General features: G+C 62.9%; 19 protein-coding genes. 10 read left to right on the plus strand and 9 right to left on the minus strand.

Annotation, left to right across the window (positions count from 1 at the left end; genetic code table 11):
* Nucleotides 1–164 precede the first annotated feature (164 nt).
* The 4 genes from FGL95_RS29870 to FGL95_RS29885 all read left to right on the plus strand — a co-directional run bounded on the left by FGL95_RS29870 (nt 165) and on the right by FGL95_RS29885 (nt 4,233).
* Nucleotides 165–539: a nuclear transport factor 2 family protein gene (locus tag FGL95_RS29870; RefSeq protein ID WP_169594265.1), complete on the plus strand. Its 375-nt coding sequence runs from the start codon at nt 165–167 to the stop codon at nt 537–539.
* Between the two features lie 264 nt (nt 540–803).
* Nucleotides 804–3,101: a carbon starvation CstA family protein gene (locus FGL95_RS29875; protein WP_338080093.1), complete on the plus strand. Its 2,298-nt coding sequence runs from the start codon at nt 804–806 to the stop codon at nt 3,099–3,101.
* A gap of 2 nt (nt 3,102–3,103) precedes the next feature.
* Nucleotides 3,104–3,310, plus strand: coding sequence for a YbdD/YjiX family protein (locus tag FGL95_RS29880; protein ID WP_169594267.1), 207 nt, complete (start codon nt 3,104–3,106; stop codon nt 3,308–3,310).
* 164 nt (nt 3,311–3,474) lie between these two features.
* A complete protein-coding gene (locus tag FGL95_RS29885; RefSeq protein WP_169594269.1) occupies nt 3,475–4,233 on the plus strand; it encodes an MgtC/SapB family protein in 759 nt (252 codons plus the stop codon).
* A 4-nt stretch (nt 4,234–4,237) separates the two neighbouring features.
* Here FGL95_RS29885 and ptsP read toward each other — a convergent pair whose 3' ends face one another.
* The 4 genes from ptsP to FGL95_RS29905 form a co-directional block, all read right to left on the minus strand.
* The gene (ptsP, locus tag FGL95_RS29890; protein ID WP_169594271.1) at nt 4,238–6,640 is read right to left on the minus strand and encodes a phosphoenolpyruvate--protein phosphotransferase; all 2,403 of its coding nucleotides are present in this window, start codon (nt 6,638–6,640) and stop codon (nt 4,238–4,240) included.
* Nucleotides 6,641–6,710: 70 nt separating this feature from the next.
* Nucleotides 6,711–7,952 (minus strand): lipase family alpha/beta hydrolase, encoded by a 1,242-nt coding sequence (locus tag FGL95_RS29895; RefSeq protein ID WP_169594272.1) that lies wholly within the window; start codon nt 7,950–7,952, stop codon nt 6,711–6,713.
* Between the two features lie 58 nt (nt 7,953–8,010).
* Complete coding sequence (locus FGL95_RS29900; protein ID WP_169594274.1) at nt 8,011–8,916, minus strand: NHL repeat-containing protein; 906 nt, start codon at nt 8,914–8,916, stop codon at nt 8,011–8,013.
* 59 nt (nt 8,917–8,975) lie between these two features.
* Nucleotides 8,976–9,491 (minus strand): Lrp/AsnC family transcriptional regulator, encoded by a 516-nt coding sequence (locus FGL95_RS29905; RefSeq protein WP_169594276.1) that lies wholly within the window; start codon nt 9,489–9,491, stop codon nt 8,976–8,978.
* Between the two features lie 118 nt (nt 9,492–9,609).
* On the opposite strand from FGL95_RS29905, the gene hppD reads away from it, so the two are divergent.
* Genes hppD through FGL95_RS29920 form a run of 3 tightly spaced genes read left to right on the plus strand, consistent with a single transcriptional unit; the run spans nt 9,610 to nt 13,143 of the window.
* Nucleotides 9,610–10,812 carry a 4-hydroxyphenylpyruvate dioxygenase gene (gene hppD, locus FGL95_RS29910; protein WP_169594278.1) on the plus strand — a complete coding sequence of 401 codons (1,203 nt, stop codon included), beginning with the start codon at nt 9,610–9,612 and terminating at the stop codon, nt 10,810–10,812.
* A gap of 13 nt (nt 10,813–10,825) precedes the next feature.
* A complete protein-coding gene (locus FGL95_RS29915; protein WP_169594280.1) occupies nt 10,826–12,007 on the plus strand; it encodes a homogentisate 1,2-dioxygenase domain-containing protein in 1,182 nt (393 codons plus the stop codon).
* Nucleotides 12,007–13,143 carry a fumarylacetoacetate hydrolase family protein gene (locus tag FGL95_RS29920; protein ID WP_169594282.1) on the plus strand — a complete coding sequence of 379 codons (1,137 nt, stop codon included), beginning with the start codon at nt 12,007–12,009 and terminating at the stop codon, nt 13,141–13,143. Before FGL95_RS29915 ends, FGL95_RS29920 begins: the two co-directional genes overlap by 1 nt.
* Here FGL95_RS29920 and FGL95_RS29925 read toward each other — a convergent pair.
* Both FGL95_RS29925 and FGL95_RS29930 read right to left on the minus strand, forming a co-directional pair.
* Nucleotides 13,140–14,030 (minus strand): phenylalanine 4-monooxygenase, encoded by an 891-nt coding sequence (locus FGL95_RS29925; RefSeq protein ID WP_169594356.1) that lies wholly within the window; start codon nt 14,028–14,030, stop codon nt 13,140–13,142. The genes FGL95_RS29920 and FGL95_RS29925 overlap by 4 nt on opposite strands.
* A gap of 208 nt (nt 14,031–14,238) precedes the next feature.
* Nucleotides 14,239–14,730, minus strand: a complete 492-nt coding sequence (locus FGL95_RS29930; RefSeq protein WP_169594284.1) for a DUF4352 domain-containing protein — start codon at nt 14,728–14,730, stop codon at nt 14,239–14,241.
* A gap of 333 nt (nt 14,731–15,063) precedes the next feature.
* On the opposite strand from FGL95_RS29930, the gene FGL95_RS29935 reads away from it, so the two are divergent.
* Together FGL95_RS29935 and FGL95_RS32610 are read left to right on the plus strand one after the other, a co-directional pair.
* Nucleotides 15,064–15,816, plus strand: coding sequence for an MFS transporter (locus tag FGL95_RS29935; protein ID WP_169594285.1), 753 nt, complete (start codon nt 15,064–15,066; stop codon nt 15,814–15,816).
* 101 nt (nt 15,817–15,917) lie between these two features.
* Nucleotides 15,918–16,031, plus strand: a complete 114-nt coding sequence (locus tag FGL95_RS32610) for a hypothetical protein (protein ID WP_169594358.1) — start codon at nt 15,918–15,920, stop codon at nt 16,029–16,031.
* 49 nt (nt 16,032–16,080) lie between these two features.
* On the opposite strand, the gene FGL95_RS29945 is transcribed toward FGL95_RS32610, so the two are convergent.
* Nucleotides 16,081–16,707 (minus strand): NADPH-dependent F420 reductase, encoded by a 627-nt coding sequence (locus FGL95_RS29945; RefSeq protein ID WP_169594287.1) that lies wholly within the window; start codon nt 16,705–16,707, stop codon nt 16,081–16,083.
* An 83-nt stretch (nt 16,708–16,790) separates the two neighbouring features.
* The gene (locus FGL95_RS29950) at nt 16,791–17,525 is read right to left on the minus strand and encodes an SDR family NAD(P)-dependent oxidoreductase (RefSeq protein WP_169594288.1); all 735 of its coding nucleotides are present in this window, start codon (nt 17,523–17,525) and stop codon (nt 16,791–16,793) included.
* A 124-nt stretch (nt 17,526–17,649) separates the two neighbouring features.
* Between FGL95_RS29950 and FGL95_RS29955 the strand changes: the two genes are divergently transcribed.
* A complete protein-coding gene (locus tag FGL95_RS29955) occupies nt 17,650–18,342 on the plus strand; it encodes a TetR/AcrR family transcriptional regulator (protein ID WP_169594290.1) in 693 nt (230 codons plus the stop codon).
* A gap of 102 nt (nt 18,343–18,444) precedes the next feature.
* Here FGL95_RS29955 and FGL95_RS29960 read toward each other — a convergent pair whose 3' ends face one another.
* Nucleotides 18,445–18,846: a VOC family protein gene (locus tag FGL95_RS29960; protein ID WP_169594291.1), complete on the minus strand. Its 402-nt coding sequence runs from the start codon at nt 18,844–18,846 to the stop codon at nt 18,445–18,447.
* Nucleotides 18,847–19,050 lie beyond the last annotated feature (204 nt).

Raw genomic sequence — 19,050 nt, forward strand, 5'->3', positions numbered from 1 at the left:
CAGCGCAGCGAATTGCTCGTCGTTGCGGACACAGCCCCCTACAAAGCGAAACTGCGGCCGGACGCAGAGCGGAGTGTGTGTCGGTCTGTAACGCAGCGATCGATTTCGGGCACTGCACAACAGATTTGATCCCCGTCGCACTGCAATGAATGAGGAGAACTCCTATGACGAACGACCAGGTTGCACGTGCTTTCTCCGGCCACCGCTTCGACGAAGCCTTCGATCGCCTCGACGAGAACGTGGTGTGGAACCTTATCGGCTACACCCGCCTGGAGGGTCGCCCCGCCGTGGTGGCCGCGTGCAACGGGACGACAGCCGGGAACGTCGATGTGACAACGAGCTGGCTGCGATTCGTCTCCACGGGAGACGGCGACGTCGTGGCCGTCGACGCCATCGGTCGCTACGAGGGCCCCGACAATGTCACCGCGGTGTCCTCTTGCGACATCTACGAATTCACCGACGGCGTCGTCCACACGATCACCTCGTACACCACCGAGGTGAACCCGGACGATTACCCGCTCACCGGCACACGTGAATAGTGGTCGGGGGCCGAGTGGTGGGGCATTCGTCGAGACCCGTGAACCTATTGTCTGCCTTGGCATTTGGCGATTCGAAATTCTGAGGTTGTTCGCCGAACTCCATACCGATACGTGGCCTATGCTCAGTGGTGGTTTTGCGTCAGTGTCTGGGTACACCTTGCCTAGCTGTGGAAATTCTTTTGGCGGATTCACTGTGACCCGATATTGCTGCGGCTGTGACCTCGCGCGGCCTACAGTGATCCGCGCATCCGACCAGGAGGACTCGTGGCCATCAAAGAGGCACCCAGCGGCAATCCCGCCGGTCACATCGAATACTTGCGAACCGACCCCGACCTACCCCCGGTCGGCATCATCGACCGAAGTCCAATAACACCGGCCAAGAAGGCGATCTTCGCGGTCATTGCGATCGTCGGCGCTATCGCGTGGGCGATGATCGCGATCGTTCGTGGTGAGCAGATCAGTGCTGTGTGGTTCGTGATCGCTGCGGCATGCACCTATGTATTCGCCTATCGGTTCTACGCCCGTCTCATCGAACTCAATATCGTGAAGCCGCGGGACGACCGCGCGACGCCGGCCGAGATCCTGGAGAACGGCAAGGACTACATGCCTATGGACCGGCGGGTCCTGTTCGGGCACCACTTCGCCGCCATCGCAGGCGCCGGGCCGCTGGTCGGCCCTGTGCTGGCCGCGCAGATGGGCTACCTGCCCGGGACGCTGTGGATCATCTTCGGGGTCGTGTTCGCCGGCGCCGTTCAGGATTTCCTGGTGCTGTGGGCGTCGTCGAAGCGCCGCGGCCGCAGCCTCGGACAGATGGCGCGCGAGGAACTGGGAGTTATCGGCGGTGCTGCGGCGCTCATCGGCGTCTTCGTCATCATGATGATCCTCCTAGCGGTGCTCGCGCTCGTCGTGGTCAATGCTCTGGCCGAAAGCCCGTGGGGTGTGTTCTCCATCGGCATGACGATTCCGATCGCCCTGTTCATGGGCGTGTATCTGCGCTTCCTGCGCCCAGGCAAGGTTTCCGAGGTTTCCCTCATCGGTTTCGCCTTGCTGCTGTTTGCGATCATTTCGGGCGGCTGGGTTGCCGAAACAGGTTGGGGCGAAGACTGGTTCACACTATCGAAGGTCACCATCGCATGGCTGCTCATCGCGTACGGGTTCGCGGCCTCGGTGCTCCCGGTCTGGCTGCTGCTGGCTCCGCGTGACTACCTGTCGACGTTCATGAAGGTCGGCACCATCCTGCTGCTGGCCGTGGGCATCCTCATTGCACGCCCGAACATCCAAATGCCCGCTGTGTCCGAATTCGCCACTGCCGGAAACGGACCGGCGTTTGCGGGATCGTTGTTCCCGTTCTTGTTCATCACGATCGCCTGCGGTGCTCTGTCCGGATTCCATGCTCTGATCGCGTCAGGGACTACCCCGAAGTTGCTGGAGAAGGAATCGCACACTCGGCTGATCGGCTACGGCGGCATGCTGACGGAGTCGTTCGTCGCGATCATGGCGCTGACCACCGCGTGCATTCTCGATCCGCACCTCTATTTCGCGATGAATGCGCCGGCGACGCTCACCGGTGGCGCGGCCGATTCTGCGGCAACCTACGTCAACGGGCTGCCGATCCCCAAAGGCGACGTCACCGGCGCATACCTCGCGCAGCAGGCAGCGGACGTCGGCGAGAAGTCGATCATCTCGCGTACAGGTGGCGCGCCGACGCTCGCCGTCGGTATCTCCGAAGTGCTCCACGGATTCCTGGGCGGCGCGAGTCTCAAACCGTTCTGGTACCACTTCGCGATCATGTTCGAGGCTTTGTTCATCCTGACGACCGTCGATGCCGGCACTCGCGTGGCCCGGTTCATGCTGTCCGATACCCTCGGCAACTTCGGCGGACCGCTCCGTAAGTTCAAGGATCCGTCGTGGCGGGTCGGCGCATGGATCTGCACGCTCGCTGTCGTCTTGCTCTGGGGATCGATCCTGCTGATGGGTGTCACAGATCCCCTCGGTGGTATCAACACCTTGTTCCCGTTGTTCGGCATCGCCAACCAGCTGCTTGCGGCGATCGCGCTGACGGTCATTCTGACGATCATCGTCAAGAAGGGTTTGTTCAAGTGGATTTGGATACCCGCAATTCCGCTCGTGGGTGATCTGGTCGTGACCATGACGGCCTCTTGGCAGAAGATTTTTTCCGGCGATCGCGCAGTCGGCTACTGGTCGCAGCACAGTGCGTTCGTCGACGCCAAGGAGGCAGGCAAGACGACTTTCGGGACTGCAAAGACACCGGACGCGATCGACGCGGTCATCCGCAACACCTTCATTCAAGGCACGCTCTCGATCGTGTTTGCGGTGCTCGTGCTGATCGTCGCGGCGACCGGGTTCCTGGTGTGCGTCAAAGCGTGGCGATCGGGCGGCCAGCCCACGACCGAATCTCCCGAGGAACCGTCGAAGATCTTCGCGCCCACTGGATTCATTCCGACGGCAGCCGAGCGGGAGGTCCAGAAGGAGTGGGACGAACTGATCAAGGCTGGCACGGTTCGCGCACCGGGGGCAGCGCACGCGAAGGGAGTCCATTAGAAATGAAGACGCAGTCGACGGGCCCTTTGACGGCCGCAGCACGGTCGGTGAAGTGGTGGTTCACCTCGGTCATGGGCGACCACGACTACGCGCGCTACGTCGAACACATGCGAGTGAAACATCCGGAAATGAAAGTGCCCTGCGAGCGCGAATACTGGCGCGCACGGCACGCCGACGCGGACGCGAACCCCGGGGCGCGGTGCTGTTGACCGGGCTGGCTCGGATATCACAGTCGCGTCGGTAGTGACGCGACCCGTTTTGTTGCCTTCGCCCGGTATGCTCGCCGAGCAATTTCCGCAGGCGATGTTGCCCGCGCCGATCAGCTGAAGTCGATACCCCATTTCGACTGTCGTTGGAAGGACCGCGCCTGGCCATGTCTTCTCCCACCGATCTCGAGTTTCTGCTTCGAGTGCTGCTCGCCACCGGTTGCGGTGCGGTCATCGGGATGGAACGTCAATATCGCTCCCGCACCGCTGGGCTGCGCACCCAGGCTCTCGTGGCTGCCGGGGCGTGCGCCTTCGTGCTGTTCGGCGTGCAAACGGGTGCGGAGGCCCCACCCCTGCAGATCGCCGCCTACGTGGTGTCCGGTGTCGGGTTCCTCGGCGGTGGTGTCATTCTGCGGCAGGGCTTTTCGGTGCAGGGCCTCAACACCGCCGCCACGCTGTGGTGCTCGGCTGCCATCGGTTGCCAGGCAGCGGGCGGTCACGTCATCCCTGCGCTGACGATGACGGGCGTCGTGCTGGGAATCCACGCCGTGTTGCGTCCCCTTGGGCGCCTACTCGACAAGGCGCCCGCGGCGAAGACCGAAGCGGTCGCTGCCTACGTCGTCATCGCCCGCGTGCGACGTAAGCACGAGGCACACCTGCGGGCGCAGATCCTGCACACTCTCGACGGTCCAGACATCACGATCCACGGCCTTTCAGGCCGCTTCGTCGACGACGATTCCACCGCCAACGCCCTGACCGAACTGCGGGTCGAGTTGCTGATCGAGGGCCCGGCCGAAGGCATTCTCGACAAACTGGTGACCCGTGTTTCGTTGGAACCAGGTGTCTACGCCGTCAATTGGCGGGCCGCCGACACTGGCCAATACGACGGCGATGACGATCTCGACGACCAGGGACCGCTTCGATAGCTGCTCAGACCAGGGACTGAAAAATGTCCAAACGAGCTCGGACTGCACCGCCGTCGGTCATGTCGACGCAGTCGAGGAGCCAGTCCTTTGCGGTGGCGAGGTGGGTTTGGCGGACGGCGGCCTTCGTGAGCGGTATGTGTGTCGGTCGCACCGTGAACGCTCGAACGCCCAACGCGCACAGGAGCGGGACTGCCGTGTCGTCGACGGCGAGTTCGCCGCAGACGGCGACCTTGCGCTCGTGAAATCCGTCGCAGGTTGCCTTCACGAGTTGCAGTACCGCCGGATCCAAGTTGTCGGAAAGATGTGCCACCGCAGCGTTTCCGCGTTCTGCCGCCAATGTGTACTGCGTGAGGTCGTTCGTTCCGATGCTGACGAAGTCGACGTACCGCGCGAGAGTTGCGGCACGGAGGGCGGCAGCGGGAACTTCGACCATGACGCCGACACCTATTTGGGGGTTACCACCGCAGCGCGCTACAGCCCAGTCGAGGAGTTTGCGCGCAGCCACGACCTCCGCGACGGTGGCGACCATCGGGAACATCACGTTGACGCGATGGGTCAAGGCGGTCTGCGCGATTGCGACGAGTTGGTCTGACAGGAGCGTCGGAAACGTGAGTCCGTACCGCAGTCCCCGGGTTCCGAGAAACGGATTCGCCTCCAGCAGCTGCGGTACATATGGCAACGATTTGTCGCCACCGATATCGAGTGTGCGAATCGTGAGTTGCCGGTCACCGAGAGTTTCGGCAATGGCCTGGTAGATCGCGGCTTGTTCGTCGACTGTGGGCGGAGTCGGTCGATCGAGGAAGAGGAACTCGGTCCTGACCAGTCCGGCGAGATCGGCACCGTTCTCCGCCGCGCGCCGCGCGTCCTCGACCGAGCCGATTGTTGCGCCGACGACGATCTCGACGCCGTCGCGCGTCACCGCAGGCTCGAAGGCCTGAGTTTGTGCTCGGCTGAGACGTTCGTCGAGGTCGGCCTGGCGGGATCGGAACTTGGTGAGGGTCGACTTGGCCGGATTGACTGCGAGTTCGCCCGACGATCCGTCGAGGGCGACGACTGTGCCGCTCGCAATGTCGATATCCGCTCCACCGACCGCCGGAATTCCGTTGGCTCGTAACAGGACGGCAGTGTGCGAGGTTGTACTGCCAGCGGCCAGCACGACTCCGCTCACTCGCTCACGATCGAGTTCGAGAACCTGGGCAGGGGTGAGATCGCCGGCGATGACGATGCCGGACGCGCCGATGATCGACGGTGCAACAGTGCCGCTCAACGCGTGCTGAACTTGCGCACCGACCGCTCGCACGTCTGCCGCGCGCTCACGGATGTATTGGTCGGATACATAGCCGAAAGCTGCTGTAACGAGCTCGATTTCGGCTGACCATGCACGTATTGCGTTCTCGCCGGACAAGATACGCGCGCGAGCGGTGTCCAACAGTTCGGGATCGGTCAGCAGGGCTGCGTGCACGTCGAAAATTTGGGCGGCGCCTTCACCGATTCGGTCCGCGGCAGTGCGGCGGTCGTGCGACACGATCTCGGTAACTGTCGCGATAGCGGATTCGAGTAGGCGGAGCTCTTTGTCTGCTCCCTGTGATTCTTCCGGCATCGGACCGACTGAATCATCGGCTGTCCATGCGGGACCGATCCCCACTCCGCGCGATAGGCCGACGGTGCGGGCCTTGGGAAGGTTGGACGCCAGCGGAGCGTTCGAGTGGAGGGCAGCTACGGCGGTCACGGCATCGTCTGCCTGATTGCCCGTCGCCCGCACCTCCACCACATGGCCCGAGCGGACGCCCAGCGTCACCACCTTGGTCAGGCTGGCTGCCGACACCCAACCTGACGCGGTGGTCGCATTGCGCACGTGCACGACTGCGTCGAACTGTCGCGCAGTTGCAACGAGCCGGGCGCCGGGACGGGCGTGCAGTCCATGCGGGTCCGCAACTGTGAAATGCGCGGTGCGGTAATCAGTTTCTGTGACGCTCGACAATTCGGGTGGCGATCGTCGGACAAGCTCGAGCCGCTTGTCTTCGAGCCCCTCGCGCGCAGCCGCGGCGACCTCGTCCGGTGTGCCGCCGGCTTCGGCGGCGATGACGGCGGCGATCAATCCCTCGTCGAGCGGGACCTGGCAGAGGGTCACGCGCTGGCGAAGCTCGTCTGCGAGGAGCTCGAGCACCGACGGTGCGGATGGGTCCACAGTGTCTGGATCCATCAGCACGACTACCCCGGTGCCGTCATCGACGTGTGCGATTGCCGCTGCGACCTGCATCGGGTCGATGCCGGTGGCGCCGTCGATCGGCACCTTGGGAAACATTTTGCGCGCGAGGGTGACTGCTGCGCCCGCAAGTGCGCCGTTGTCCGAAACGACGACGATGCCGATCACGTGCACCTCCTCCGGGCAGGCTGTCATGACCATTCTTACGCGCAATCCCTCCTGCCTTGGGCAGGTGGCTCGGATCGGGCAGCGGTGGTCGCCTGCGGGTGAGCTAGACCGACATCGGTGCAGTATTCAGCCACTCACGCAATTTGTCGTACACGCGGTCGTCGTTGAGGAGGGTGAAATGGTTGGCTGGTCCGAGATGTATACCGTCTTCCTTACGGAATCCGATGGTGCGCTTGCGGTTACGCCCAGACGCGCTGGGGACCAAGACGAGCCCGTCGCCGATGACCATGCCGAGCGGGTGGCGTGGGTTGTGGGTGACGCTGGCGGACACGAAGCAATGCATCGCTCCGTCGAGCAGCGGCACTTCTTTACACACCGCGGCACGCAAGGAATCAGCATCACGGTCGCGCCAGTCTTCGTCGACGAGCGAACCCGCCCGCAAGTCCCGGATTCCCCCGCTACGGCGGCGCAGCAGATTTCCGAACGGTCGCGTCTCGGGCAACAACGCCAGTGCCGCGCTCCCGTAGTGCACGAGCCCTTCGAGCGGCGCGCCGAGATGCGGAGACCCAAGGCACACAACGTGCTTCACGCGACTCGCCCAGTACTCGCCGTCGAGTTGCGCTCGGTAGCATGCGCTTCGCGCGATCAACCCACCCATCGAATGGCCTACGAGCGCAATCTGTTCCACGTCCACTGGCCATTGCTCGACGAGGTCGCCGAGCAATCCACACAGTTCGCTGCCGTTGTCCGAGATACGTCGGCCCGAGTTGAAACGGATCTCGATGGGTGTGTAGTCGAGGTCCTCGGCAAGCCGCTGCCCGTAGGTTCGGCGTCCGCCGAGATGCCACCCGAACTCCGTTTCCATCAGGCCGTGCATGAACACGACGATGCGGCCGGTAGCGCGCGGAAACGCGTCCGCCAACCCGGTGGTAGTGACCGGCACAGGCATGCCGTCGATGCGGATCGTCATGGGCGACGCGAGGATCGACGACTCCGCGGCGAGCGCATCACCGCGTAAGCCTTGCAAGATTCCGAGCAGCAGCGCACCGCGTCGGGTCTGCGACGGAGGCGCATCGATCGTGAGATCGGCGGTCTCACCCGCAAGTCGCGCCACGCGCCGGGCTGTATCCCCGACGACGGAGTACACGCCGTCGGTGACTGCGTCGTGCACGATCTTGACAGGCTTGGCCGAATTGCCGAGGCCGAGACGGACGCCGCTGAAAATTCGGTCGGAGATCGCGCGGTGGACAGATCCGACTCCGTCGGCCGCTCCGCCGAGTTCATCGAGGGCCAGACGCGCCAGCGCGCGTACCTCCGCCTTGCGTTGCACTGCTGCTGTAGGCATGAATTTGAGTGTACAAAAGTGCACTCAAATCGTCACGGGAATCTGAGTCGACCCCTGCTTAGCGGTGCAAAACCAGTCCGGCGATGCCGGAAATCGGGGTATGCAGGTCTGCCAGGACCGTTGGGTCGCCACCGGCGGCAGGTACCCGCCAGATGCGGCCACCGAGGTCGGAGACGTAAGCCATACCGATTGCGCTGTCGACAGCGAGGCCGATGGCTTCGGCAAAGCCACCGCCGAGGATCTGCGGACTGGTGCCGCGTTCGCCTGGCCCCGGAACCGGCGCCCGGTTGAGTGTGTTGCCGTTCGGCGGCGCGCCGCGGTCGGTCCAGTACAAGTAGTCGCCGACGATTTCCAGGTCGATCGGTTCGGGCAACTGATCCCAGAGCAGTTCGATGTCGGTACGGGTGAACGCGGTCTGCCCGGGTGGGATGTCCAGGCCGGCGCGAAAGATGCGGCCGCGGCCGCCTTTTGCCGGGCCTTTCTGCGTCCAGTACAAATGCCGACTGTCGGTGTCGACGGCGACGCCGATACATTCGCCGAGTCCCTCGTCGTCGCGAGGGTTTACTACCAGATCGGTCAGACCAGATCCGTCGGTTCCGACGCGGCTGACGCGAAATCCTTCACGGTCGCCGAAGTACAAACCTCCGGCACCGTCGTAGGCGAGTTGCTTACCTGTCGTGATCGCGCCTTGGGTGGTGACATCGCGGCATTCGGTGCCGTCGTACTTGATCGCGTGGATGCCACCATTAGGCGCCGAGTAGTCGAGACCCGCTTCGCCGGGAATGTCGGGCCTCCTCGTTGGCCGACCCATTGTCGTCCAATAGATCTCGCGTCCGTCGACGACGATCCCGTCGGGAAACCGGCTTGGAGAATCCGCGTACAGCGGTTCGACTACGCCATCGTCGACGGACACCTGCAGGATCTCACCAGTGCGAATTCCCAACGCGAGCAATACGTCGAACATGGGACCAGCCTCCTCTCATTTCGGTTCGTAGTGGAAGTCCGAAGCGTATGGGGAAACGGCTAGCCTGGCCGGCGATAGGCGGGGGCCTTGCTGCTGCTGACGGGGTTGAGGGTGCGAAGCAGTGGCAGGGTGCGCCGTGGCACGACGGTCGACAGAATTACCACGCTCGTCGAGCGCACCACCGAGCCGGACCGGTCGATCTGCAGGAGGACCTCCTGGAGTCCGCGGTGCGAGTCGGCGCCGATTCGGCACAGTACGTCGCCGGATCCCGTTGTCGCGTATGCCTCGAGTACACCAGGAATTGTCTCGAGGGCGGTGGCGACCGCGTCCAGGGCACCTTGGGAAATCTCGAGCGTCACGAACGCTTGGACGTCGAAACCTGCTGCTGCGACGTCGATCTCCGGCCTGTAGCCGGCAATGACGCCAGCTTCTTCCATTCGGCGGATGCGAGATTGGACGGTGGCTCGCGCAACCCTTGTGTGCCTGGATAATTCGAGTACGCCGACGCCAGGCCGCTCGTGCATCGCTGCCAGGATGGCCAGATCCAGGTCGTCCAGATTCGAATCGCGCGCCATGATTAGATTCTATCCACTTTGTCCAGCTATTCGGCCCTAGCGGTAGTACGAAATGACACCGTGGCTATCGAATCGGGTCGACATTGCTCAACCGCACGTTGCAGGCTTCTCTAGAGCCATGACGATCGAAGATTTGACCACCGACGAACAGCTGGCGCACTTGAGCGTCGATCAGCTCAGAGAGTTGGTCGGATTGGTCGACTACGACTCGAGCCTGGATCCGTTCCCGGTCAGCGGCTGGGACGGCATCGTGTGGATCGTCGGCAACGCGACGCAGACGGCGCACTACTTTCAGTCTGCGTTCGGCATGGAGCTCGAAGCGTATTGCGGTCCGGAGACCGGCAATCGTGACCACAAAGCGTTCGTAATGCGAAGCGGCGCTGCTCGTTTTGTGGTCAAAGGCGCTGTGGACCCGAACAGCGAACTGGTCGCACGCCACGCAATGCACGGCGACGGGATCTCCGATATTTCCTTGGCTGTGCCAGACGTGGACCGGTGTATCCGGCGCGCGGTGGCGCAGGGCGCGGTCGTGCTCGAACCTCCCCACAACAGCACCGACGAGCACGGCACGGTCCGCCTCGCCGCGATTGCGGCCTACGGCGATGTCCGGCACACGTTGGTCGATCGGTCGAATTATTCGGGACCCTACCTGCCCGGCTACGTCAGCCGATCGTCATCGCACGCGCGACGAGAAGGCGCGCCGCACAGATTGTTTCAGGCGATCGATCACGTTGTCGGAAATGTCGAACTCGGGCGTATGGACGAGTGGGTCGACTTCTACAAGCGTGTTATGGGGTTCACGAACATGGCGGAGTTCATCGGCGACGACATCGCGACGGACTACTCGGCATTGATGAGCAAAGTCGTTGCCAACGGCAACCACCGGGTCAAGTTTCCGCTGAACGAACCGGCGATCGGGAAGCGCAAATCACAGATCGACGAGTATCTCGACTTCTATCGCGGTCCGGGCGTTCAGCACATTGCGCTGGCATGCAGCGACATCATCGGATCGGTGGACGCGCTGCGACGGGAGGGGATCGAGTTCCTGGAGACGCCTGACGCGTACTACTCCGACGCCGAGTTGCGCGCCCGGATCGGCCGTGTTCGAGTCCCGATCGACGAACTTCAGAGTCGTGGAATCCTCGTCGATCGGGACGAGGACGGGTATCTGCTGCAAATCTTCTGCCGGCCGTTGACAGATCGGCCTACCGTGTTCTTCGAGTTGATCGAACGTCATGGCTCGCTCGGGTTCGGTGTCGGAAACTTCAAGGCGTTGTTCGAAGCGATCGAGCGGGAGCAAGAACGGCGCGGCAACTTCTGATCGGAGGGCAGTCGTGGCGCATTACCTGAGGGTGGGCAACGTTCCCGCCAAGCGGCATACGCAGCATCGCGGTCCGAGTGGTGCGCTCCGCGAGGAACTTGTCGGCGAAGAGGGCTTCTCGGCAGATTCCTCGTTGGTTTATCACGTGGGCGTGCCGTCTGCGATCCGTGCGGCTCACCGATGGGAGCTGCCGGACCTGACTACGAGCCCGAACGAACCGTTGTTGCCCAGGCATTTTCGGCTCCACGATCTGTTCGATGGGTCAGCGGGCGATGCCGTCACAAACCGCCGCCTTGTACTTGGGAACGCCGATGTCCGGATCAGTTATGTTGTCGCGAGCAAGATTTCGCCGTTGTATCGAAATGCCGTCGGCGACGAGTGTGTCTACGTCGAATCCGGGACTGCCACAGTCGAAACGGTTTTCGGGTCGCTCGATGTTGGGATGGGCGACTATGTGATCCTTCCGCGTGCAACGATTCATCGCTGGCTGCCTCACGCGTCCGGCGTTCGGCTCTACATTATCGAAGCGAACGGTCATATCACCCCGCCCTCGAAGTACTTGTCGCGCTACGGCCAGTTCTTGGAGCAATCGCCATACTGCGAGCGCGATTTGCGCGTTCCTGGTCCGCCGACGGTGGTCGATGAAGGCGACACCGAGGTCTACATCAAGCACCGGGGGAGGGGTGCCGGAGGCCTGTCGGGCACGGTGCACGTCGTACCACGGCACCCGTTCGACGTCGTCGGATGGGATGGCTGCTTGTACCCGTACGCGTTCAATGTCGCCGACTTCGAGCCGATCACCGGCCGCGTGCACCAGCCGCCCCCGGTGCATCAGGTGTTCGCCGGCCCGAATTTCGTGGTCTGCAACTTCGTTCCGCGCAAGGTCGATTACCACCCGCTGGCGATTCCCGTGCCGTATTACCACTCGAACGTCGACTCGGACGAGGTGATGTTCTACTGTGGCGGCGACTACGAGGCCCGCAAGGGGTCCGGCATCGGTCAGGGCTCTGTTTCCTTGCACCCGGGTGGCCACTCGCACGGACCGCAACCCAGCGCGATCGAAAACAGCTTGGGTGCAGAGTTTTTCGATGAGCTGGCCGTGATGGTCGATACGTTCCGCCCGTTGGAACTCGGCGAGGGTGGCAGCGCCTCCGAAGACGACAGCTACGCCGGATCCTGGGTGCGGAACATGTGATGGGCCGAAACACATTTGGACCACAGACGCTCCCTTGCGGCATCGCGGAGATAGCCGGGCGAACCGGCGTCGTCAGTCGGATCTCTGACCAAGTAATCGATCTCATGCCCATCGCGGCGCAACGCGCTCCGGAACTGGTTGCGTTGCTGAACCATTCGTCGCTCAATCCGCTGCTGAGTGCCGGACGGTCGGTGTGGGATGCGCTGCGCGGTCACCTCACCGAATGGGTCGGTGACATGGCGCAGTTGACGCCGCATCTGCATCCGCTCGCCAGTGTGAAGATGTTGCTGCCGTTCGCCGTTGGGGATTACGTCGACTTCTATTCGTCGCGTCAGCACGCCGAGAACGTCGGCAGAATATTCCGTCCCGGTCAACCCATGCTGCCGCCAAACTGGCTGCACATGCCGATCGGCTACCACGGTCGGTCCGGCACCGTCGTTGTCTCCGGCACGCCGGTGCGGCGACCCAGCGGCCAATTCCGTTCCGGGGCAGGCGAACCGCCAGTGTTCGGTCCCTGCGCCCGGCTCGATTTCGAGGCAGAGGTCGGGTTCGTGATCGGAGCGGATAGCGCAATCGGTCAGCCGATATCGACGCAGGAATTTGCCGATCATGTGTTCGGCGTCGTGCTGGTCAACGACTGGTCCGCGCGCGACATTCAGGCCTGGGAGTATGTTCCGTTAGGCCCATTCCTTGGAAAATCATTTGCCACAAGCATTTCCGCATGGGTAACACCACTGGCCGCGCTCGACAATGCGTGGACTTCGCCACCGGACCGCGAGGTCGAAGTGCTGCCGTACTTGGGAGACGGGGCGGGCCTGAACGTGACGCTAGAAGTAGCGGTGAATGGTGTAGTGATCTCTAATCCGTCACTGCGCGACATGTATTGGACTCCGGCTCAACAACTGGCGCACATGACGATCAACGGCGCGAGCACCCGCGCCGGCGACCTGTTCGCCTCCGGCACGGTATCCGGACCGGAGCCGTCGCAATGGGGCTCGCTGCTCGAGCTGACCTGGAATGGATCGAACGGGTCATATCTCGCGGACGACGACGAGGTGACGATCACCGCGACCGCACCAGGCCCGAACGGCACAACAATCGACTTAGGCGAGGTCAGCGGCGTGGTCACGAGCTAGGCTGCGCCGCGAACCGCCAGTCGAAGCGGTGTGTCGTCGTCCATCGTGGCGAAGAACCGGCCGAGCATATCTTCGACGTGGCTCATCGATTCCGCACAGAACAGCACCGGCTGGTAGCGGGTGATGTCGTAGCGCATCGTGCCCATCGCCGCGATGTCGAGCGGCTCGAGGTCGGCGTGGCGGAATTCCTCGATCTCACCGTACGACGACAGCAGTCCGGTGCCGTATGCCCGGACCTCGCCGCCCTCGCGCAGCACGCCGAATTCGAGCGTGAACCAGAACACGTTGGACAGAAACTTCAGCGCAGCATCGGTTTCCAGCCGAGTAGTTGCGGCACCCACGAGCCGATACAGGTCAGCGAAACGTGGGCTGGCGAGCTGGTTCGCATGGCCGATGATCTCGTGCACGGCATCTGGCTCGGGTGTGTAGAACGGCGCGGAGTGATGGCGGATGTACTGCGTCGAGTGGAACGTGCTGTCGGCGAATGATGCGAAGAAGTCGCGCAGCGGAACGAGACCGGCAGCGGGTGCGTAGCGGAAACCGGTCAGTGGCGAGAGCGCAGCGCTCACCTCGTCAAGTTGCGGAATGCGGTCGGTCGGCAGGTTCAGGCGCGCGGCGGATTCGAGGAATTCGGTGCACGCGTATGTGCGGTGTTTGCGAGCCAATTCGACCGACACGGTGCGCCAGACGTTGTGCTCTTCGTCGGTGTAGTCGACATGCGGAATCGGATCGCCCGGTCGATAGGCAAGAGCGAGCGCCGCAATGGCGTTTCGCCGCGTGCGGTAGTCGGGATCGCCGACTCCCGGGTGTTCGCTGGTGAGCTGGACGGTCACGGCACCGTCTGGCCCCTTGACCACCGGCGAGTAGAGCTGACCTTCTTCGAACATGTTTCCACCGAACATCGGTTCACTGAAGTCGGCAACCGGGCGACATTGGGCTGTACAACCTGTACAGATCGGAGGCGCTCGCTGCGGTCGAGCTAGATTCCGAGACTAGAATCGCGCTCACCCGTTCAGGGGTAATCATCTAGGGTTTAAGGGCAGCAGCCAAAGGATCGCCCCACCTCTGCCAAAGGTTGGGGGCGATTTCGGCGTTTCAAGCCACATTTACCCGCACACCCGGCGAATCTCCGAACTCGTGGAACTCGACGTAGTCAGGGTCAGCACCGTCTGGAATGTCGAATACCAGCGTCGCCCTCAGCGTGTTGCCTGGGTTGATGTCAGCGCGGACGATCAACTGTTCGTTGACGACCAGTTCCGCGGCTGAATCGGCCCCGAACTCGCGACCTGCGGTGTCGTAGAGCCGCTGGTAAGAGCTGCTGAACCGATGGGGCTTCGTACCCGTGTTGACGATATCGACGTGTACGAGGACGAACTGTCCTTGCGGCTCGCGGGTGAGCAGCCCTTTTCCGACGGTTTCCGCAGTCTCAACCTTGGTTACCTCGTATTCGAGGTTCGCCTTTGCGGTCTCGACGTGGGTTACTGCGTCCTCCGAGTTTCCTTTTGCGGCGTTGGACTTTCGGTTGTGGTCGGCGATCACACCCACTGCGAGTAGGGCGATCAGAACGGCACCAACTGTTAGTGACACCCACTTAGGAATGGTCAACCTGTTAGGCGGTGGAGGCGGCGGAAACGTCTGCGCCGGGTACTGCTGCGACATCACGTGCCCTTCGCGATCCTCCCCGCCCCGCGTGAAGCATATGCCCGATTCACCTCGGGCCGTTGCGCTTCAGCCGACGCGGCTTTGACCGAGCCTGCGTGCGCACATTGTCCATACGTGTCTGAACCCCCTTGTTGGAGCCTAATCACCAACTGGTGGGCGCCGGCTGTCTGCTCCGCCGGCTGTCCGGTGCGGCGATCACCGCAGCCACAGCACAAATTGCTATCTGCAGAGGTAATAGCGTGCGGAAAAGGTCTGTGGATGGCTAAACCGTCTGTGGCTGTGGATTGTGGCGGGCGAATTAAGGCGGCGGACGCAAGTTTTGATCCTCGCGCTGAGCGGCGGATCATCCTGACCGCCGTCACGGCCGGTCTGTCCTATGCGAGCACCGCCGTATTCACGGTCTTGCTCCCGATGATGTGCATGACTCCCGCAATCCTCGGTCTGGACTATGGATTTGGCGTTACGGCGAAAGGCTTCGCCCAATTCCAGGCGCCGATCGGCGCTGCTGCAGTGGTCGGTGGCCTGATTGTCGGGCTCTGCGTGCCGCGGATCCGCCCGCGTCTGTTCATGGTCTCCGGCCAATTTCTGCTCGTCCTGGGCGCGGCACTGACAGCCTTGTCACACGACACCAAAGGGCCTTTGATCGCGTTCGCGTTGATCGAGGGGCTCGGTCTCGGAATGACCTATGCCGCAGTCCCGAACCTCGTGATCTCGGCGGTCCCATCGCAATTGCAGGCCACAACGTCGAGCATCGTCTCTGTATTTCAGAGCGGCTTGGCAGCGATTCTGCCGGTGATCGTCTTTACCGTGCTGAATTCGCATATCGCAATAGTGTTGCAGGGTAACGCTTTCTACACCAATGATGGGCTTCGTCTCGGATTCCTCATAGCCGCAGGCGCTGCGCTCGTGGGAGGTTTTGCGGCACTTGCATTGCCGAGGCGTAGCCGCGATCACGAGAGCCCAGCACCGATCGCGACTGACCACCGGGGTGACGAGGTCCTGGTCGGATAGATCAACCGCTGTTCGGCTTCGTCGTCGCCCGAGGTCAGGAGACGGTGAAGGCGAGCAGTTGTGGGCTCGCGAAGGTGCCGCGCCAGTAGGGCCATCATCGGATCACCGAGGCGTTGCGGGCGCGAGACGAAGAAGCGGCGCGACGAGCAATGGAGGAGCATATCGTCGGCACAATCCTGGTGATCCGCGACGAGAGCGTCGTGTCCGAAGTCTGACAGCACGAATTTGCGCGACAGGTATGGTCACCCTCTTGCGGGCATGGCCTCAGTCGTCGAATTCGGTCGCGCCGAGGGCGATGTCCCACTGGCCGAGTCCGTTTCGGGCGAGACCCATGAGGATCAGGCCCATTCCTTCGAGCCAGTGCGCCATGTCCAGGCCGCCGACGTCCAGCGGGCGCAGACCGAGGCTCTCGATGAACTTCGACACGTATGTCTTGGCTTGCGCATCGTCGCCTGCGACGAACACATCCAGTGCCCGGTCCGCCTTCAGGACATGAGCGAAGACGGTGTTGAAGGCCTTCACGACACTCGCGCCCGCGGGTGCCACCTTGGCAACTTCCTGCGCGACCGAAGTGTCATCGGCGATTGCCAGCCCGTCGGCCGCGGGATTGAACGGGTTGCTGATGTCGACGATGACCTTGCCTGCCAAGGCGTCTCCGTATTGGGCGACGACGGGAACGACATTGGCGTACAACAGCGCCATGATGACGACGTCCCCGACAGGGACGGCGCCGAATTCGCCTGTCGTGGCGCTGTCGCCGAGAGTCTTGGCCAGGTCAGCGGCCTTGGACGGGTCGCGGCCGATGACCTCGACGCTGTTGCCACCCGCCACCGCCAGCGTGCCGATGGTGCGGGCCATGTTCCCCGTGCCGATGATGCTGATGCTGCTCATGAGGGTTCCTGTCTTTGGGTGTCGATCGGAAAAGTTGACCTTCTCGAACTGGTTGAGCCCTGAGGAGGCGGGGACGCCACCGTTCAGATCACTGTGGTGCCGCCGTCGACCACCAGTTCCATGCCATTGACATAGCTCGAATCGTCGGAGGCGAGGAACAACGCGGCCGACGCAATCTCCTCTGGCCTGCCCATCTCTCGCCGCGGGATAACGGACTCGAACTGCGCCATCGCCTCGGCGTCCATCACCTTCGCCAACATCGGCGAACCGACCTGACCGGGGGTCAGCACGTTCACTCGAATCTTCCTGTCCCGCAACTCCGAGACCCATACCCGCGCGTAGGCGGGCAGCACGGCCTTGCTTGCCGCGTACACACTCCAATTGGGGTAGCCCCGCAGCGATGCGTTCGACCCGGTCATGAAGATCGAGCCGCCGTCGTTGAAGAGCGGCAGCGCTTTCTGGACCGTGAACAGCGTGCCGCGCGCGTTCACTGAGAAGGCGGTGTCGAAGTCCTCCTCGGTGATCTCGCCGAGCTTGTTCTGCGCGCCCGTCCCGGCGCTTGCCCACAACACGTCGATCGCGCCCTTTTCCCGCGCGACCGTCTTGAACAGGCGGTTCAGATCGTCGAGGTCGGCGGAATCGCCCTGCACGCCGGTCACATTCGACCCGATCAGTTCGACCGCTTCGTCCAGTACGTCCTTCCGCCGGCCTGTGATGAAGACATGAGCACCTTCCTCGACGAACAACTTGGCGCCGGCCAGCGCCATGCCACTTGTCGCGCCGGTGATCACTGCGACCTTGCCATCGAGCTTTCCCATGACGACTCCATTCGTTTGGCAGTCGATGTTATGTACACCGATCTGCGTGCTTAACGTAGCCCACAGTTGGAGGGAGCACAACCTATGCACACCGATCGGTACCCAACTGGGCTACTCTTGGTCCATGACGGAGTTGGAGAAGGGGCCGCGAGGCCTGCGCCGCGGCAGGGGTGCACGAGAGCGCATCCTCGGTGCTTCACGACAATTGTTCCGCGATCAAGGCATCAACAGCACCGGCCTGGACCAGCTCTGCGCGGTAGCCCAGGTGTCCAAGCGTACGTTTTACCAGCACTTCACCAGCAAGGATGAGCTGATCGCCGAGCATCTACGCCGATTCGATCCCGACATCCTGTCCGAGGTGTTCGATCGCACCGATCTCACACCCCGCGAAAGGCTCCGCGCCCCTTTCGGCATTCAGGCACCGCTGTGCCCGTTCATTGCGGCGGCCGTCGAACTTCACGACCCAGGCCACCCGGCACGCGTGCACGCCAGCGACTACAAGAAAGCTTTTGCCGCGCGGCTCACCGACACCGCGCGCGAGGCAGGTGCCGCAAACCCGGAACAGCTCGGCGAACAACTGGCGCTGCTGCTCGACGGCGCCTCCGCCCGCAGCCGAGTGCTCGACGCCGACACCTTCGCCACCGCCGCCGCCATCGCAGATGTCCTCATCGACAACGCAATTCCCACGGCAGCGGTACCGCCTGCGCAGGCGGGTGACCCGGCCGTTGGTACGGAGCCGCACGCCAGGTCCGGCGGCGAGTCCAGCCCTACCGTCGTGGATTCCAGCGCGCACGGTGGATCACGAAATACCCGGTGACCCAGAGCGTAACGGAATCGGTACGGGTGTGGCCGCCACGCCGGCGGAGGTCCGGGTTTCATCCAAAGTAATGCGCCGCTGCTAGAGCGCATCGGAATCTCGTTACCCGCGAGGGAGTGTTGGCTGCGCCGTCGAGGCTTGGCACTTGAGTTCGAGGTTGTTTCCGGCTGGGTCGCGGATGAACACCGCGTAATAGTCCGGTGCGTACTCCGGCCACAGCCGAGGCTCATGGAGGATCTCGGAGCCGAGCGCGATGGCGAGCTCGTGGCCACGTCGGACGATCGTCTCATCCTCGACCCTGAGCGCAAGGTGAGTCTGGCGACCACCTAGATCGGTCGCTAGGGAGAAGAACAGCTGGGCGGGCTCGCCAGGTAGGGCGTACCCGATCAGGGTCGGCGTATCGAAGGTTCGCGTACCTCCGGCCAGGCCGACGACCTGGTTGTACCAGTCGCCGATTGCGTTCAGGTCGTCGACTTGCAAGACGACGTGGTCGAGCAGAGGCATGGGCTTCTCCAGTCCTTCGGTGGCCCCGGTCTAGAGGGCCTCCCGTAACACCGGGACGACCTCGCTGGCGAAGGTCTAGAGCATCAGGAGGTGGCTGGCGTTGGCGTGAGCCATGTTGCGGTACTTAGGAGTCTGACACGTTTGAGCTTCTGGCGGGATGTGTGTATTGATGGGCGGCCCCGCGATCCGAAGACCGAGGCGGCC

The sequence above is a fragment of the Antrihabitans stalactiti genome (assembly GCF_012932915.1).
In the GTDB taxonomy this organism is placed as follows: Bacteria; Actinomycetota; Actinomycetes; order Mycobacteriales; family Mycobacteriaceae; genus Antrihabitans; species Antrihabitans stalactiti.